The organism is Emticicia aquatica (assembly GCF_923079645.1).
GTDB lineage: Bacteria > Bacteroidota > Bacteroidia > Cytophagales > Spirosomataceae > Emticicia > Emticicia aquatica.
On the sequence record NZ_CAKLPY010000001.1, the window covers coordinates 342,531 to 358,844 of the forward strand.

Here is a 16,314-nt window from a genome sequence, read left to right on the forward strand (position 1 = left end):
ATGGAATTTCGACAGTTTATAAAAGCTAATACGAAACTGATTTTGTTCGGTTTTTTGATAATTGCTTTTGGGTTGAGATTTTATAAAATTGGTGAACATGGATTAGCAGGCGATGAAAAATATTCTTTGTTTGTGAGTCAATTTGTTACCTACGAAGGTAATAACCAGCATGATTCTGTTCGTAAACCAAGCGACCAATATTTTACTCCAAAAGAATTTTGGTCAAAAAAATCACTACCCGATTTTTTTGATTCAATTGCCCGTTTAGACACTGGTAATGGGGCATTATATACTTATTTTTTACATTATTGGACTCAACTTTTTGGTGTAAGTGATGGTAATTTAAGAATGCTTTCTCTTTTATTTAACTTATTGACTATAAGTTTATTATATGTTTTTGTGAAAGAACATTTTCGTTCTGAAAATCTAGCTTTATTAGTTGTTTTTTTAGCAACAATTTCCCCCTTTTATATTACCTATTCACAAGTTGCTCGTAATTATAGCATCAATATGTTTTTTGCATTGATGTCCACGCACCTTTTACTAAAAATATTGATGAGTGAAGAGATAAAAGAAAAACCATTTTGGAATTACTTTTATTATGGATGTTGCGTTTTAGCTTGTGAAATGTGCCATTTTGCTACATTTCCATTGTTTTTGACTCATGCACTTTTTGCAACCATTTTTTTTCGAAAAAAACGAGTTTATGTTGGCTTTGGATTAGCTATGTTAATTCCCGCAATAGGTGTTGGACTTTGGCTTAATTGTGAAGGAGGAAAATGGGTTGTTGATTATGTGACCAATAGTGTGAAAGTTTATAATGAAATGGCTCTGTTACATCCTGATGAATATTTGAATGTAGCAACCTTGAAAAATATTCTAAAGCAACTTAGACACGTCATTTCAGCAATGTTTATTGTTATTGACGGTTATCCTGCTTTATATATTGTGCATAAAAAAGCATATGTTTTGATTCTTACCACGTCAATAGCTACTTTATTACTATTGATACAAAGTTCATGGCGGATTCAAAATAAGAGTCAAAGGCGGCTGAGGTTTTTTATTATTTTATTGTCTTTTTTACCGCTTCTTTCGTTGGTATTATTTGCTTTTCAAGACGGTAATACATTTAGAATAATGCCCCGATATGTGGCTTATTCCTATGGGTTTAATTTGATTGTTATTTCACTAATTATTAAGGATTTATGGTTAAGAAAAAATTGGATTAAATATCCGATTTATTTTATATTCGGGATTCAGTTTTTAGCAATAAATAAGTTGATTGTTAGTATTTGGGATGATAATCCGCCAAGATATTTTATGGGTTTTTCACAACCACGAAAACCCAATCCATATCATTTTTCTGCTCAGAAAATTATACAAGAATATGCTAAAGGTGATACAGTACTTTACCCGTCTGTTGTTATTGAGAAAAGAGGAGGAATCGGAATGCCACGTTATTCAGTAGTTGATGCCCAATTAACTAATTTTTATTTGCCAAAAGATGCAGAAATAATTCAGAGAGTTGATGTTAAAGAAACAAATAAGATTTTCATCAAAAAAGTTAACGGAGATAAGAAGCTAATTTTTGATTTTGAAGATACAAAATATAGGTATTAAAAGTTTCAACCTTATCGACAAAGAGATTATATAAAATTTTCACTTGGGAGTTCCAATAAAAAAGAGGCGTCGCAATTGCAACGCCTCTTTTGTTTTACCCAATATTGAAATTAGAATTTATACACACGCTTTGTAATTTGTTGCGTTGCTGTACGAAGACTAATAGTATATGTTCCTTCTGAATAATTACTCAAATCAACGTTGTATTCTGATTGAGTTGTATTCAAGAGAGTTTTTGAAATTACTCGATTCATTTTGTCAGTAACCATAATGACGCCTGACTCTTTTAGCATATTATCAGAAACCGAAACCTTAATACCATCAGTAGTAGGATTAGGATATACTTGGAAAATATCAGCATCTGCTAATTGAATAGCTGCCGAAGTTTTTGCCAAAGTTGTAATTGCTAAAACGTTAGTATAATCAGAACCACCTTTGATGTTGGTCGCTTTAACTCTATAGTAATATTTAGTGTTATCACTAACTGTATTATCAATGTAAGTTACTTCATTACGACCTGTTGTTCCGATTGATGCAAACGTTGTTCCGTCAGTTGAGCGTTCTACATCGAAAGTACTTTCTTTATTGGAATCATCACCCCATTTTAAAGAAACTGATGCAGATGTTGCTGTTCCTTTTAAATCATAAGGTGCATTTGGAATAGCAGTTACAATTGTTTCAATTTGTGCAACTTCTGAGTATTTTGAATCACCGTAAATATTTGAAGCTTTAATTCTGAAGAAGTAAGTCACACCTTCCTCGAAAGGAATACTTGTTGCTTCAACAGTATTTTCAATTAAGTCTGCTTTTACGATGTTTGTAAATGAGTTATCTAAAGACCTTTCAAGTGCAAATCCCCATTCATCATCTGAGTTATCTTTCCAAGATGCTTTGATAATGGTATTTCCAAGAGCATCATTTGCAAGTACTGCTTTTAGATCAGAAGGAGCATAAGGTGGCCCTAAAGTAGTCGCACTTGCTACATTTGAAAAAGGAGATTGTCCTTGATAGTTCGCTGCTAAAACTTTATACCAGTACTTTGTTTTTGGCAAACCTGTTTTGTCAGAATAACTAGATTCATAATCACCAATGGTTGCAATTCTAGAGAAGCCATCAGTAGCACTAGTTGATGAGCGATAAATTTCTTGAGCCACTCTGTTATTTGTTACACCATCTTGTGTTCCAAGATTCCATGCTAAATCAATTTGAGTAGTAGAAACTGTTTGTGCAGTAAGGTTGAATGAAGGATTTGGAGCAACTCTTTTCAGTGTTGTATAAACTGCCGTGTTTGAGTATCCACTACTACCACCCGAATTAGTTGCTTTTACGCGGAAGAAATATTTTCTACCTTCTTCTAAATTATAAACAGTAAAGCCTGTAACATAAGGAGGATTAGTTCCAGCAACAACCCAACTATTATTATCAACTGAATATTCTATTACGAAAGCTTCTGCATTACTAGCTCCATTGATCCAATATAAACTTACAGAATTTAACCCAATCCCAAATGACCCCAAGCTATTTGGAGCAACTGGAGGGTCTGGCGGTGTTGGGAAAATAGCGGTAGTTGTATTACTTGTGCTGTAACCTGTGCCATTGATAGCCCAAACACGGTAAGAATATTTGCTATTAGGGAAAAGACCATTGTCAACATAAGTACGATTTCCTGTACCAGAAATCCCAGGAATTGTAGCAATAGTTGTATATGTTACACCATCATCTCCAGAACGTAAAATTTCAAATGATGTTTCTGTGGTTGAATTATCAGTCCAATTCAAAGTAGCTGTTCTTTGTGAAATTGGAGCTACATAAGCACCAGTTGGAGATTCAGGTGTATTAACATTGGTAGAAATCAATAGTTGATTGCTCCAGCAAGATACACTTTTACCAACGGGAGCTGCATTAGTTGGCATATTGGGAACAGACACACAAGAAGGAACATCTACACCATTTTTAACAGCTCTTACCCAAACATAATACTGGGTTCCAGGTAATAAACTTGTTAATTGAAAACTACCTGTTGGAGAACTATTTGGTGAGCCAGTAAGAACTGTTTGGTAGCCGGTTGGAAGTGTTGAATAAGCAATTTCAAACTCTGTTTCATCTGAAGAGTTATCATTCCAAGTGAGGTTGATTTTTGTGCTATTTCCACCAACTGCTAAACCAGTTAAAAGGGTTGGATTTCCTGGTGCTGCTAGCATTAAAGTCTCGACTTCACGAGCAGGATTTGTTGATTTATTTCCATCTGTTGCTTCTACATGCCAAAATGCGGTCATCAACAAAAATAGGGATAAAAAATAATTTTTTCTCATAGCTAAACTATCAGTTTTAGTTATTAATATTGGGAGGGAACTTTGTTTTCTGTAAATATATATGTTTTTATTTATTATAGACACATTCTGCCCTATGAAAATTATTTTACGGTAAATTTTATTTGTTTAATTCAAATTTAGCCCTAAAATACACTACTTTACAATAAACCGAATGCCTTAAATAGAAACAATTTGACAATTCTGTTTTGATTACTTAACTGCAATAACAGAGATTTCAACATTGACATCTTTTGGTAATCGTGCTACTTGTACAGTTTCTCGAGCGGGTGGTAATGAAGTAAAAAAACTACCATAAACTTCATTAATTAGAGCAAAATCATCCATGTTTTTAAGAAAAATACTTGATTTTACGATATTTTCGTAAGACATCCCCGCTTCTGAGAGTATATTGCCGAGGTTTTCCATGACTTTTTTAGCCTCTGCTTTTAAATCACTACTATTTGCCAATTCAGCAGCGATTTGCCCTGATACATAAAGCGTGTTTCCTGCTAAAACGGCTTGACTATAAGGCCCGATTGGAGCAGGGGCATTTTCGGTAAAGATAATTTGTTTCATGTATGAATTTTAGAGTAAAAAAATAATTTTCGTGCGATATTTATCAAGACTTGTTATTTAAAATATCAAACATAAATGTTGATTATTTCGTATGTTTGAAAAACAAAAATCCGAATAAATCAAACAAGAAACAATTTTAAAAGCATAATTATTAGCAATTGACAACGATTTTTAAAGTGCAGAATCATACAGAACACAAATATTTGAATAAAAACGGGATCATTATTTTCATAAAAAATCCTCAATTAGGAAAGGTCAAAACTCGTTTGGCCGCAACGGTCGGTAATGAGCGTGCATTGGAAATATATCAAGTTTTATTAAATCATACACAAAAAATAACCTCATCATTAAAGGTTGAGAAATTTTTGTTTTACTCTGATTTTATTGATGAAAATGATATTTGGAGAAATGAATTTTATCATAAATCGTTACAAAATCCAGTTGAAGACCTTGGATTTAAAATGGCCGATGCCTTTACTCAATTATTGGATGATGGATTTGAAAAAGCACTCATTATTGGAAGTGATTGCTTGGAATTAACTACTGATATTTTAATTACTGCGTTTGATGAACTTGCTGATAATGAGGTAGTTATTGGCCCCGCACTTGATGGCGGATATTACTTGATTGGTTTTAACTTCAATAAAATTGGAGAGCGTAGTAATGAGGTTTTGACTAATATTTTTTTAAATAAACAATGGAGTCACAATGAAGTTTATAAGGAGGCGATGCACTCTTTTGAAGTACTTAATTTGAAATATGCCCAACTCACAATACTAACTGACATTGATGAAGAAAAAGATTTTTTGAAAATGAGGTCCATATTAGATAATCAAGCTAATAACGATTGATGAATGGCTAAAATCTGAGGCATTAATAGTTGTTTTTCATCATTAATGATTTGATAATCAGCTATTTTTTGAAATTCTTCTTCAGATCTTTGCCTAGAAATAATAGCTTCGATTTCTTTTTGTGTACGTTGTGGGTCACGCTTTTTTATTCTATTAATGCGTAAATCCAATGGAGCTGAAACCACAATAACTTTATCCAAATCATTCCCATTTCCAGCTGCTTTGGTTAAGGCGGCTTCTCTTAAAAGATAGGGTTGATTACTTTGAGCCTTTACCCACTGTTTGGTGTCTTCAAAAACTCGTGGATGAATGAGCATATTGAGCATTTGCAAAAGCTGCGGATTGTCAAAAACTAACTTGGCAACCCACTTTCTATTATACTGATTATGAGCGTCGTAAGCTTCTCGGCCTAATAGCTCCTTGATTTCTTTTTTTAATTGTAAGTCGTTATTAGTAAGCCATTTAGCTCGTTCGTCAGCATAATACACAGGAATACCAAAAGTTTCAAAAACCTTGCAAATGGTACTTTTTCCCGAACCTATGCCTCCTGTAATGCCAATACATTTAACGCGTTTTTTCGATAAATCAATGTTTTCAACGAAATGATTTGGCTGACTTTCTATTGACATGATTTTCAAATTTTAGGTTTTTCTTTTTTTACAAAATGTTCCCAAACAATGCTTTTTTGATAGATTTGACTTACTGTTTTGGGAGACTGTCTTTTCAGTTTTGGAATTAAACCATAGAAAGCAAAATGAGCTTTTATAATTGCTAAAAAGTCTGATAATGAGCCACTTAATAATAGTTTTATTCCAGAAATGCCATCTAAAACCAGCCTAAATAATAAGGTAATAAATAGCTTATTTGATGGTAAGTTTTTGTAAAGCATCGCTAAGCCATTTCGATAGTTAAGAAAGGTTTTACGTGGATTTGATTTGTGTAAAGTTCCGCCTCCAACATGAAAAACGGTTGAATCTGAACAATAAAAAACTTTGTTTCCTGCATTTTTCATTCGCCAACACAAGTCAATTTCTTCCATGTGTGCAAAAAAATGAGCATCGAAACCACCAAGTTTATGAAATATTTCAGCTCTTACAAACATACAAGCCCCAGTTGCCCAAAAAACTTCTTTCGTGTCATTATATTGACCTAAATCTTCTTCGTAAGCATCAAAAACTCTACCTCTACAAAATGGATAACCTAGCCAATCAATGTAGCCGCCCGCAGCCCCTGCATATTCAAAATGTGTTTTTTGATGATAACTCCTTATCTTTGGTTGACAAGCAGCAATCGTTTTATCACTGTCCATCAAATCAATAATTGGCTGAATCCAATTGTGAGTAACTTCAACATCTGAGTTTAACAAAACATAATATTCTGCTTCAATCTGATTTAAAGCACTGTTATATCCGCCTGCAAAACCTTCATTCTGAGGTAGTTGAACGAGCTTAATTTGTGGATAAGTGTTTGCTAAAAAAACAATAGAATTATCCGTTGAAGCATTATCTGCAACAATTATCTTACAATTTTCACTATAATTAACGACCGACTGCAAAAATGTTTCAAGAAATTTTTGCCCATTATAATTTAAAATAACAACAGCTACTTTTGTCATGAATTTTTTACTTAAATAATTTATCCAAATCCATTCCAGGGATATTTGGTATCATTCCTTCTGTTGATTTTTGCAGCTCTGCTTTGGCTTTTTCTTCTACTTTTTCTAAGGCCTTATTTGTTGCTGCTACAATTAAGTCTTGTAAAATTTCACGGTCGCTGGCTTTCATCAAATCTTCATCAATTTCGATGCTTACCAATTGCTTTTTGCCATTAGCTGTTGCTTTTACCATACCAGCACCAGCTTCACCTGTTTCTATTATTTTTACTAAATTTTCTTGTGCTTCTTGCATTCGGGTTTGCATTTCTTTCATTTTGCTTGCCATCCCGAAAAGGTCTCCCATATTCATATCCTTATGATTTAAGTTTGAAGTGCAAATATACACAAAAAGGCAGTCGCTTTCGGGACTGCCTTTTTGTAATTTTATAAATAATAATAATATGATTGAATGTTTTATTTTTTGGAAAAAATTTGCCACAATTACCTTACCAAGGTGATTGAACCAACTTTCTCAAACTTTTGTCCTGCAGGGTCTAATCCGAAGATTTTAAAACCATAATTTCCTGGTGGAGCAGGTGTAACGCCGTCAGTTCCTGTGCCATTCCAGCCTGTATCAATATCGTTACTTTCAAAAATTACATTTCCCCAGCGGTCATAAATTTCTAAATTATAAGTAACAATAAATCTTCCTTTCGCTGAAAAAGTATCATTGTTGCCATCATCATTCGGTGAAAAAGCCACTGGGACATAAATCTGTGCTGGAGTAATGAAGGTATAAATATTAGAGTTACAAGTAAATGGCCATGATATAATACTACCATTGACATTTAGTGGTACTCGTTGGACAGCCTTAATCATGAATTTTGCTTTTCCAAGAGCATTCGGATTGTTTAAAATATTATCAATTTGTGCTTTTACACCCAATGTAATATCAGTTGTAAGGTCAACGCTCTGTGTATTTCCATTTTCATCAACTATTTCAACATAATATTCGACTGGAGAAGTATTAGGACTCGGAATCACAAATGGGGTCCAATTAAGTGTATTCGGTTGATTTGATGTCAAAAATACACTACAAAAAACAGGGGATGGCTCTGACGAATTACCACATTGGTCTTGGTATTCTACTTTATAGCAATATTGCTGTTTTTCGGGTTCTACATTTTGGTCGTTATAAAAGTTTTCAGTCGTTTCCTTTACTTTTGTAAAGTTAGTAGAACCACCTTCCGAACGGTAAAATATATATTTAGCCTCTCTGGCATTTGGCTCAAAAACATTAAAAGAAATTAAAGTAGGACTACTAACCGAAACAGTTGCAATTACTTTTGGTTCAAATTTTGGCGTTGTTGCAGGGTCAACTAGTACAAAAGGAGACTTAATTAAAACCCTGTCGGCTGGTGTTGTCCCCAAATATGCAGTAAGTCCGAAATTATATTTTTTTGTACAATCTAAGGCGTCAAATGTGTAACTTGTTTCGGTTGGAGTATTTGGAGCTCCTGTATTTGGGTTTGCTCCACTTGGTGACTCACTGTAATTAATCGCATATCTAGTCACATTTGGGTCAGGAGAGTTCCAGTTAAGTTTAGCAATTTTTGAACTAACAATTGTGGCCTTTGGTACAATCGTGCATACTTCGTTAGAAGTTGATACATTATTACAAGCATCGACTGTTTTTAATCGGAAGCAATATTCTTTTGTACCGTCAAGCCCTGTTATCGTTTCATTGGCTGAAGTACTACTATTAGCACGATTTATTTTTTTGCCAGTATCAACCCAACTGCCATTTTTAGGTTTTTGTTCAATAATATAATCACTTCCTGCCAAACCATCTACCATAGTGATTTTACTACTCGTTCCACCGCTAAGTCCTTCGAGTTCACTGATACGTGGTTCACTATTAAAACCATTCAGAAAAACAGGGCTTGTACTTGTACAAGCCACAAAATTTGTACTACCTCTTGTATATAATGCTTCAATTTGAGGAGGGGATGCCGGAGCAGCAGCATAAGTATGAGCCATTTCATGTGGCCAAACAGTTACTTGTGCTGAAAATGATTGGTCGCCATCACCCCAAACAATTCTGTATTTTCCATGTTTTCTGTTTTTGGGAGTATCCAAAAATTTGACAGTAATGCTAGTTGCTCCACATTGACTAATAGTAAAATCTGGTGCTTCTGTCTGAATTATTTCTACGGCTTTACAAGTAACATAGGCAATACTATTTTCATTTCCACCTTGTAATATCCAATAAACGCCTGGGCTGCTAACAGTCCAGGTAGTTTGACTTGTAGTTGGAAATACAATATCATCACCTTCTTTGAAATCAAAAATATAACCTAAATTAGTCAATGCCCCTCCAGTGTTACCAACAGCACCTGAAACTGATATAGTTGATGAACTACTTGTATAATCAAGACAAGCTTGCTGAGGGGTTACATTGAAAGTTCCTCCTAAAGAAATACCTCCTCCAGGGTTTGTGCATTTTGAAGGTTGACCAAAAGAAAGGGTAGTTATGCAAATAACTAATAACCCCAATAAAATAAATCTGATACGGGACATAAGATATAATCATTTCATGTGTTCACTCACTCAGTGGTTAAAAGCAAAAATCATGCCCGACAAGGGGAAGTCAGTATTATAACGAAAGGAAAGTATAGATTATTAAGTAAAATTTATAAAATGTAGCGAGAAATGCAAGGGAGGAGGAATAATATTTTTTTTATATATTGTTGATAGTCAGTTAATTATCAGCTTATTTGAGCTAAATTTAAAAATTGGCTTAATATTTGTTCAATAATTTATCGACTAATTGAAAGGAAAAGGATTGACTCCTTTCACTGTGCCAAATGTTTTAAACGGTACAAAACGAGCAAATAATTCTTCTGAATACCAGCCTTCTGAATGTGTTTTCTTAATAATTTCAGCGTGTTCTCGCTGGCGATAAGCAAATTTTTTAACGTCGTCTAAACTATTCCAAACTGAAAATGTGGCTTGCCGTAAAAAAGGCATTTCCCCAATTCCAACTGAAGTAATGAAGCCTTGAGCATTTCCCATTGAAGCAGCAACCTTCGGAACATTTTTCCAAAATCCCGCTAATTTAGTTAATCGAATGGTAGCACGAGTCAGAACTGCAATTGGCCCATTATACATTTTATCGGGCGTCGGATTACCAAAAGGTTCTTTGTTATCCCATTTTCCGTGAGATTCATAAGGTAAGCAAAGTATTGTCCACTGTTCTTTCGTGAAAAAACGCCACCAAAACCAAACAAATGAGTCATTTTGAAACTTTATGAAATCACTTTCTTTATCCCAAACGGCCATCATTCCCCATTGTTGATAATCTGGATGTATATCAAACGTGCCATTTTTTCCGCAGCCTAATAATTTCCAAAATTTTAGATTTGCTCTAAAAAAAAGAGGAATATGCAGAATCGCCATCGAAATAAATGCAAACGGAATAAAGTATTTTGGGTAGCGTACAATGGTAAGTGAAACAAGCATTTCTTTTGAGGGAGTAAGAATGAATACCTTCAGTCCTATCTATAAACAGATATTTTGCTCAAAATGTTAAATAATTATTTCAATAATTACTTAGTTTCTACTAAAATCAGCCATCGGAAGGCCCATTTCCATTGTATTTTGTATTGTTCAATGCCTGCTTCTTTTAGTAAAATCTCCCATTCCTTTCGGCTGAAACCTCTTAAAACAGATAATGGAGCATCATTTTTGACTAAATATGATTTTGAAAATAAATGTGTGAGCCATTTAATAGAATAATAGGCGAGTGGATGTCGGTGCAAATCTGCAATTACGAAGCCAGTTTGTGCATTTTGGTGCATCCAACGGAGCATTTTTATGAGTTCTGCATCTTGAAAATGATGACAAAACAATGAATTAAAAATGATGTGAGATTTTCCTTCTGGAAATGTAGCAAGTTGATAATCAGCAATTTGATATTTTATAATTGACGTTTTTGAGTTGAATTTTTCTGCAAACCGTACGCAATCTTCCTTTAAATCGACGCCGCCTAGCTGCGATGTAATTTGTTTTTTTCTTAGATATTTATCAATCGCTCTTAGATTATCTCCACCACCGCTGCCAATTTCAAATATATTTATTTTTTCAGAAATACTTGAAAATTTAGAATTAATAAAATATTTAATTCCATCTAAAATAATTGAATGTCCGCCAAGTGTTCGATTAATAAAATCTAATTCATGCAGATTTTGATAAAGATCTTCGGTTGGAATATCTTCATTATCAAGAAGTTCGGCTTGGTATGAGCGAGTATTGAATGTCATTTTTCTAAAATTACACTTTCCATCGTGATTCCTGGTCCAAAAGCAACAGCGAATATGTTTCTTTGCTTTGATTGGTCGAAATCAGTTGCGAAAATTTCGTTCATCATTTCTTTTATCACAAATAAAATAGTTGGCGATGACATATTTCCATACTTTTTTAAAACTTCGTAAGATTTTGACAAATTATTTCGATTCAAATCAAGAGAAGTTTCAACCGCTTCTAAAATATTTTTTCCACCAGGATGAATTGCCCAATCCGTGATATTTTCTGCTGAAAGATTAAGTTTTTGTAGGGAATTATCTAATAATTGCTTGATTTCTTGTTTAATCAACTTAGGAACATGATTGGAAAGCGTCATCAAAAAACCTGTACTCGAAAGTTGCCAAGCCATATCAGCTTGTCCACTTAGGGCAAGTTGCGAATAAAATTGCTTGATTTCCAAGCCTTTTACATTTTTTTCAGAAGAAATCAAACAAGCAGCCGACCCATCAGCAAAAAGTGTGGAAGATAAAACTGCATCAACATCGTTTGATTGTTGGAAATGCAGCGTACATAATTCCGTACAAACGACTAAAACCTTCGCAGAAGCATCAGCTCGACAAAATGCATCAGCAATTTTGAGTGCGTGAATAGCCGCATAGCAACCCATAAAGTTGATTGAAGTACGCACAATATTTGGCGAAAGTCCTAGTTTCTGAACCAAAAAAATATCTATTCCTGGTGCCGAAATACCTGTGCAGGTAACTGTTATTAGATGTGTAATTTCTTTAATATCAGTATTTTGAAGGCAATTATTAATAGCTTCGATTGATAAATTGGTGGCTGCTTCATTATAAAGAGCCATTCTTTTTTCAAGTGTAGGAATTGAAGAATGATTACCGAAAAAATTCCATTGCTCAGGTGGTAAAGAGAAATCTGGAAAAACAGAATAACGGGTATCAATACCACTTCGGTGGTATAAAATTGGTAATAGTTTTTTTGTCTTTTCATCAGGGTTGTTGGCTTCAAGCATAAAGTGCATGATGTCAGTTTGCTGATGACAAAAAGGTGGATTAGCAGTACCTATGGCTATGATTTTTGACATGCAAAAAATTACGGTAAATTATTAAGCTTGATTAAACAGGCTCATAATGGAAGTTACGAAAAACACTCCATAAAAACTCTATATACGAAGTTTTTATCTTTTTGGAGGTCTTGATAGCGAACAACGAAGTTTTCGTCATCAAGGCTAAATTGAGTAACACTTAATGTTTTCAATTTGTTTTCTCGATTCATTCTAATGTCATTTCTAGTATCTCCTTTTCCACCGAAATGATGAAATTTTAGGATTGCTTCCTCATTACAATTAGGGTTTTTGGTAAGAAAATCGCTAAACCATTGTTCTCGTTCTCGAATTATTTCTGGTGTATAAAGCGTTACAGAAGACCAAATTTTGGGCTTGTTTGCATCGATTTCTTGGTGATGAATCTTTGAGCCAGTCCAACGTAACTCATTGATTGATAATGTGTTTTCACGGTCAATTATAACTAATGTGAACGGTTCAATACCATTAAAGGTATAGTTATGAATGAAAGATTCAACGTTTAGAAATTGATAAAAATCTAAAATTACTTGTCCTCTACTATGTCGATAAGGTGGTGCAGAAATATGTTTTTCTAAACCGCCGTTGAGTAAGCACAGCGTAAATTGATTGCATCCGCCAATCCATGTTCCGCTGCTAACGGGATCTTTTGGAAAGAAGATGTATCTACCATTTATTTCATATTTTCTCGGTGGAATTGCCGCTTCTCGTACCACACTTTCATCACGATTAGAAGTGAAATAATAACCGTTTTTCCCAGTTGGGATATATGTTAATACGCACATTTTTAGATAAATTATTATTAGTGATGAAAATGTATTTTAAATTTCAACGACCATTTCTTGACGATGCTTTACGGTTGAATACGCTACACCAAAATTTTTCGGTATATCAATTTTATCAAAATTTTCCTGTAACCCAATGCGTATCAAGGCGTAATGATGAATAGAATGCTCGACTAAATAAACCATTTCACGTATGAAATTTGTTTCTATAAAATGCTGACTGTCAGAGTTATAGTTAACAGAAAGCAACAATGGCTCGTTCAGGTTTTTGATATTTTCAATTTGAGTCTCAATCAATTTCAAGATTGAAAGTGTGTAGTTCAAATCATTTTCGAGCATTAAATTTCGTTCGCGGGCATCATAATCAACAATACCACCTAATATTCCTTTGAGTAAACATTGATAAAATTCAACTATGTGACGCGTATGCTGACCAATACTACTTCCGTTGAGTACGTCAAGAGATTTTGAATAATCATTAGGTTTGAGTTGCTTGAGCAAATTAGATAGTTGCTTCACAACTTCTGTAAAAATGACACTTTTCATTGCTGTGTATTGATTGTAATGTTTATTGTTGCGACGTCGCCGAGTAATGCACTTTTTTCTCCGATGCCAAATTCGATTCGGTTAATGGCAAAAGAACTTTTAAAAATACCTTGATTATTATCGTTTTGCGTAAAGGTGAACGGGATTTTTATTGCTTTAGTAATATTTTTAATGGTTAGATTAAAATAGCCATTGTATTCAGTTTCTTTGCTTGATTTTTCAATTTTAGTCGAGACAATTGAAATTTTCGGGTACTTTTCAACATCGAAATAATCATCACTTCTCATCGTATTATCTCGTAAATTAATGCCAGTATTTATGGTTTTTACATCAATACTTGCTTTGATAGAAGCTGATGCTAAATGCTGAGGGTCAAAAGCAAATGAACCAATAAAACCTTTAAATGAGCCATCGGCTGTTGCTCCTAAAGAGTGTTTAATTTTAAAGGTGATTGATGCCGTAATTGGCTTCCATATTTGTGCTTGAGTATTAATTTGAAAATTTAGAATGCTGATTATCAATGAAATATAGAAAATGATTTTTTTGTTCATCGCTGGTCAATTTAGAATTTATATGAAAATGCAATCATTGGCAAAAGTACTTTTGTCCGAAATCTATCGTTTTCAAAAGTTAGTTTTTTATCTGTTGAATATTCAACAAATTGAAAACTTAAACCAGCTCTCAAACCAATCTTATCATTAACCCAATATCGTGCATAAAGTTCTGAATTAAGGCTGCCCAAATCGTTATCACTCACCAAAAGCAAGTTAAATGTGGTTGGTTTTGCAGATTGTGAACTTTTATGAAGGCTTTTCGATTCGCTTGCATAGAATGTTCCATTTTGTTTGCTGCCAAAACTCAAGCCGATGGCGTCAATGTTGAAGCCAATTTCAAATTTATTGCTAAAACTATACTGTAAATGAATTGGAATATTGAGATAACCAACACCAATTTTAGCAATTTTAAGCGTATCAAAATTGCTAAAAATATTTTCGGTAAAAAGAACTTGTGGCCCTTTTTGACCTGATGTAAGTGATGCTGGAGCGGTAATTAAATCCATGTTTTTTCCTGAAAAATAAGTAAATCTAATTCCAGAACCGACTTTGAATTTGCCAGTTTTGCCAATTCCCAAAAGATATTGATAAGAAAATGCAGGTGAAAAACCGTTTCCTGCAGCAATTGAAAAGTCTAAAACTCGTTGATTTTTACTCTGAGAAAAAGCAAATTGACCAATAATTAGAGAAATAAATAATAAAAATGAGGTTTTTTTCATGTGTTTAGTAAAAATGTTAAATCTATTTTAATGAAGCACTACCAAATAAAACCGAAAATGACCGACACCAAATAATAACGGTTGTTTGTTTTTTCAAATCGACATTTGCTGGAATCGGTAACATATAATTACCACTTGTATTTGCTTTATCTGTGATTTGAATAAAATTTGTGAGGACTTTATCTTCGGCCATATAGATTCGTAAATCAGGGCCTGAATCGGTTTTGAAATTTTCAAAAACAAGACTTCGATTGAGATTTTTATCTTCGTAAATCTTTACAGTTCCAGAAGTTGCATGCACTCCTGAAACGAATGTTCCTTGCAAAATCAATGTCTGATTTTGTAAGTCAGTTTCGTTAATGTTAGTCGAATTTGGAGTTGAAGAATTTGAGTTGTCCGCTATTGCTGTTGAAGACTTGATCGGCCCATTTTCACACGCCGATAAACTCAAAAGTAATATTGAAAGAGACACAAATATTTTAATCATACTTTCTTATTTTGATGATACAAATGTAGAAAGTACTTGAAAAAGTAAATGTCGGCTAAATGACCAAATGGAAGAGGAAGTTATTAAGTACTTGATAGTGAGTTGTTTATTAGGTTAGTAAGGTCATGTTTTTGATAATGATTTCGGAGCGAGAATAATCTAATGCACCTTTTTCTTTTAAGTCATTGAAAAGTGCTGTGACAGTCTGGCGAGTGCTACAAATCAGACTGGCAATATCTTGATGAGTGAGATAATTTTTTAGAATAATTTCATTGTTATTATTTGAACCTTCTTTTGTTGCCCAGTCTTTCAAAAAACTAATTAATCTTGAACGCACATCTTTGAAAACTAAATTTGCGTATCGGTTTTCGAGGCGTTTGAGGCGAAAACCCATCCATTTGGTATATCGAAGAGCAAGAGCAGGGTTTCGCTCAATAACTTTTTCAAAATCATCAAGACGAAAACTACAACAAGTGATATAATCTGACATCGCCACTGCATATTCATCGAGCGTTTCATCGGTGAGTGTAAATTGTCCAAATAAATCGCCTTCTTGGAGAATATCTTTAACTATTTCATTGCCTTTGGCATCAATTTCAACAATTTTAATTGTTCCTCTTTTTAAGGTATAAACTCGACTTGATTCGTCGTGAGAAAAATAGATGATTTCTCCTTTTTTAGCAGTTTTGAAATTTGTAATTAAGCAAATTTCTTTTAGCTCAGCCGAACTCAAAACATTCATCAATTTATGATTATGAAGATGCCAATATTTAGTTTCGAGATTCATGTTTGTGAATATGGTTAGCAAAAAAATGTTACATAAAAAATGAAAAATAGATGAGAGAGTTTTACAAACTAATGTTAAT

At 33.7% G+C, this 16,314-nt stretch carries 17 protein-coding genes; 2 read left to right on the forward strand and 15 right to left on the reverse strand.

The window, feature by feature from the left end; translation table 11 throughout:
* Positions 1-1,620, forward strand: a complete 1,620-nt coding sequence (locus MJQ71_RS01455; protein WP_238803938.1) for a glycosyltransferase family 39 protein — start codon at positions 1-3, stop codon at positions 1,618-1,620.
* A gap of 110 nt (positions 1,621-1,730) precedes the next feature.
* Here MJQ71_RS01455 and MJQ71_RS01460 read toward each other — a convergent pair whose 3' ends face one another.
* Together MJQ71_RS01460 and MJQ71_RS01465 are read right to left on the reverse strand one after the other, a co-directional pair.
* Entirely contained in the window at positions 1,731-3,932 is a 2,202-nt protein-coding gene (locus MJQ71_RS01460; protein WP_238803939.1) for a fibronectin type III domain-containing protein, read from the reverse strand.
* Between the two features lie 210 nt (positions 3,933-4,142).
* On the reverse strand, positions 4,143-4,508 hold the full coding sequence (locus MJQ71_RS01465) for a Rid family detoxifying hydrolase (RefSeq protein WP_238803940.1): 366 nt from the start codon (positions 4,506-4,508) through the stop codon (positions 4,143-4,145).
* 203 nt (positions 4,509-4,711) lie between these two features.
* Here MJQ71_RS01465 and MJQ71_RS01470 point away from each other — a divergent pair, with 203 nt between their 5' ends.
* Positions 4,712-5,359 carry a TIGR04282 family arsenosugar biosynthesis glycosyltransferase gene (locus MJQ71_RS01470; RefSeq protein WP_238803941.1) on the forward strand — a complete coding sequence of 216 codons (648 nt, stop codon included), beginning with the start codon at positions 4,712-4,714 and terminating at the stop codon, positions 5,357-5,359.
* On the opposite strand, the gene coaE is transcribed toward MJQ71_RS01470, so the two are convergent.
* From coaE to MJQ71_RS01535, 13 genes are all read right to left on the reverse strand, one after another.
* The gene (gene coaE / locus MJQ71_RS01475) at positions 5,341-5,988 is read right to left on the reverse strand and encodes a dephospho-CoA kinase (RefSeq protein ID WP_238803942.1); all 648 of its coding nucleotides are present in this window, start codon (positions 5,986-5,988) and stop codon (positions 5,341-5,343) included. The genes MJQ71_RS01470 and coaE overlap by 19 nt on opposite strands.
* Positions 5,989-5,993: 5 nt before the next feature.
* Complete coding sequence (locus MJQ71_RS01480) at positions 5,994-6,974, reverse strand: glycosyltransferase family 2 protein (RefSeq protein WP_238803943.1); 981 nt, start codon at positions 6,972-6,974, stop codon at positions 5,994-5,996.
* Between the two features lie 7 nt (positions 6,975-6,981).
* Positions 6,982-7,323, reverse strand: a complete 342-nt coding sequence (locus MJQ71_RS01485) for a YbaB/EbfC family nucleoid-associated protein (protein WP_238803944.1) — start codon at positions 7,321-7,323, stop codon at positions 6,982-6,984.
* A 131-nt stretch (positions 7,324-7,454) separates the two neighbouring features.
* Positions 7,455-9,533 carry a T9SS type B sorting domain-containing protein gene (locus tag MJQ71_RS01490; protein ID WP_238803945.1) on the reverse strand — a complete coding sequence of 693 codons (2,079 nt, stop codon included), beginning with the start codon at positions 9,531-9,533 and terminating at the stop codon, positions 7,455-7,457.
* 246 nt (positions 9,534-9,779) lie between these two features.
* On the reverse strand, positions 9,780-10,475 hold the full coding sequence (locus tag MJQ71_RS01495; RefSeq protein WP_238803946.1) for a DUF3291 domain-containing protein: 696 nt from the start codon (positions 10,473-10,475) through the stop codon (positions 9,780-9,782).
* Positions 10,476-10,561: 86 nt separating this feature from the next.
* Positions 10,562-11,275 (reverse strand): methyltransferase domain-containing protein, encoded by a 714-nt coding sequence (locus tag MJQ71_RS01500; RefSeq protein WP_238803947.1) that lies wholly within the window; start codon positions 11,273-11,275, stop codon positions 10,562-10,564.
* Complete coding sequence (locus MJQ71_RS01505) at positions 11,272-12,360, reverse strand: type III polyketide synthase (protein WP_238803948.1); 1,089 nt, start codon at positions 12,358-12,360, stop codon at positions 11,272-11,274. Before MJQ71_RS01505 ends, MJQ71_RS01500 begins: the two co-directional genes overlap by 4 nt.
* Before the next feature lie 53 nt (positions 12,361-12,413).
* Entirely contained in the window at positions 12,414-13,142 is a 729-nt protein-coding gene (locus tag MJQ71_RS01510; protein WP_238803949.1) for an NRDE family protein, read from the reverse strand.
* Positions 13,143-13,178: 36 nt separating this feature from the next.
* Positions 13,179-13,688 (reverse strand): hypothetical protein, encoded by a 510-nt coding sequence (locus tag MJQ71_RS01515; protein ID WP_238803950.1) that lies wholly within the window; start codon positions 13,686-13,688, stop codon positions 13,179-13,181.
* Complete coding sequence (locus tag MJQ71_RS01520; RefSeq protein ID WP_238803951.1) at positions 13,685-14,239, reverse strand: YceI family protein; 555 nt, start codon at positions 14,237-14,239, stop codon at positions 13,685-13,687. Before MJQ71_RS01520 ends, MJQ71_RS01515 begins: the two co-directional genes overlap by 4 nt.
* A gap of 11 nt (positions 14,240-14,250) precedes the next feature.
* Positions 14,251-14,961, reverse strand: coding sequence for a hypothetical protein (locus MJQ71_RS01525; protein ID WP_238803952.1), 711 nt, complete (start codon positions 14,959-14,961; stop codon positions 14,251-14,253).
* 22 nt (positions 14,962-14,983) lie between these two features.
* On the reverse strand, positions 14,984-15,448 hold the full coding sequence (locus tag MJQ71_RS01530; RefSeq protein ID WP_238803953.1) for a DM13 domain-containing protein: 465 nt from the start codon (positions 15,446-15,448) through the stop codon (positions 14,984-14,986).
* Positions 15,449-15,557: 109 nt separating this feature from the next.
* Positions 15,558-16,235 carry a Crp/Fnr family transcriptional regulator gene (locus MJQ71_RS01535; RefSeq protein ID WP_238803954.1) on the reverse strand — a complete coding sequence of 226 codons (678 nt, stop codon included), beginning with the start codon at positions 16,233-16,235 and terminating at the stop codon, positions 15,558-15,560.
* Positions 16,236-16,314: the final 79 nt, after the last annotated feature.

What these genes read in the sequence shown, in the direction of transcription:
- MJQ71_RS01455 (WP_238803938.1), top strand. Translation starts at nt 1, where the DNA reads ATGGAATTTCGACAGTTTATAAAAGCTAATACGAAACTGATTTTGTTC.
- MJQ71_RS01460 (WP_238803939.1), bottom strand. Translation starts at nt 3,932, where the DNA reads ATGAGAAAAAATTATTTTTTATCCCTATTTTTGTTGATGACCGCATTT.
- MJQ71_RS01465 (WP_238803940.1), bottom strand. Translation starts at nt 4,508, where the DNA reads ATGAAACAAATTATCTTTACCGAAAATGCCCCTGCTCCAATCGGGCCT.
- coaE (WP_238803942.1), bottom strand. Translation starts at nt 5,988, where the DNA reads ATGTCAATAGAAAGTCAGCCAAATCATTTCGTTGAAAACATTGATTTA.
- MJQ71_RS01480 (WP_238803943.1), bottom strand. Translation starts at nt 6,974, where the DNA reads ATGACAAAAGTAGCTGTTGTTATTTTAAATTATAATGGGCAAAAATTT.
- MJQ71_RS01485 (WP_238803944.1), bottom strand. Translation starts at nt 7,323, where the DNA reads ATGAATATGGGAGACCTTTTCGGGATGGCAAGCAAAATGAAAGAAATG.
- MJQ71_RS01490 (WP_238803945.1), bottom strand. Translation starts at nt 9,533, where the DNA reads ATGTCCCGTATCAGATTTATTTTATTGGGGTTATTAGTTATTTGCATA.
- MJQ71_RS01495 (WP_238803946.1), bottom strand. Translation starts at nt 10,475, where the DNA reads ATGCTTGTTTCACTTACCATTGTACGCTACCCAAAATACTTTATTCCG.
- MJQ71_RS01500 (WP_238803947.1), bottom strand. Translation starts at nt 11,275, where the DNA reads ATGACATTCAATACTCGCTCATACCAAGCCGAACTTCTTGATAATGAA.
- MJQ71_RS01505 (WP_238803948.1), bottom strand. Translation starts at nt 12,360, where the DNA reads ATGTCAAAAATCATAGCCATAGGTACTGCTAATCCACCTTTTTGTCAT.
- MJQ71_RS01510 (WP_238803949.1), bottom strand. Translation starts at nt 13,142, where the DNA reads ATGTGCGTATTAACATATATCCCAACTGGGAAAAACGGTTATTATTTC.
- MJQ71_RS01515 (WP_238803950.1), bottom strand. Translation starts at nt 13,688, where the DNA reads ATGAAAAGTGTCATTTTTACAGAAGTTGTGAAGCAACTATCTAATTTG.
- MJQ71_RS01520 (WP_238803951.1), bottom strand. Translation starts at nt 14,239, where the DNA reads ATGAACAAAAAAATCATTTTCTATATTTCATTGATAATCAGCATTCTA.
- MJQ71_RS01525 (WP_238803952.1), bottom strand. Translation starts at nt 14,961, where the DNA reads ATGAAAAAAACCTCATTTTTATTATTTATTTCTCTAATTATTGGTCAA.
- MJQ71_RS01530 (WP_238803953.1), bottom strand. Translation starts at nt 15,448, where the DNA reads ATGATTAAAATATTTGTGTCTCTTTCAATATTACTTTTGAGTTTATCG.
- MJQ71_RS01535 (WP_238803954.1), bottom strand. Translation starts at nt 16,235, where the DNA reads ATGAATCTCGAAACTAAATATTGGCATCTTCATAATCATAAATTGATG.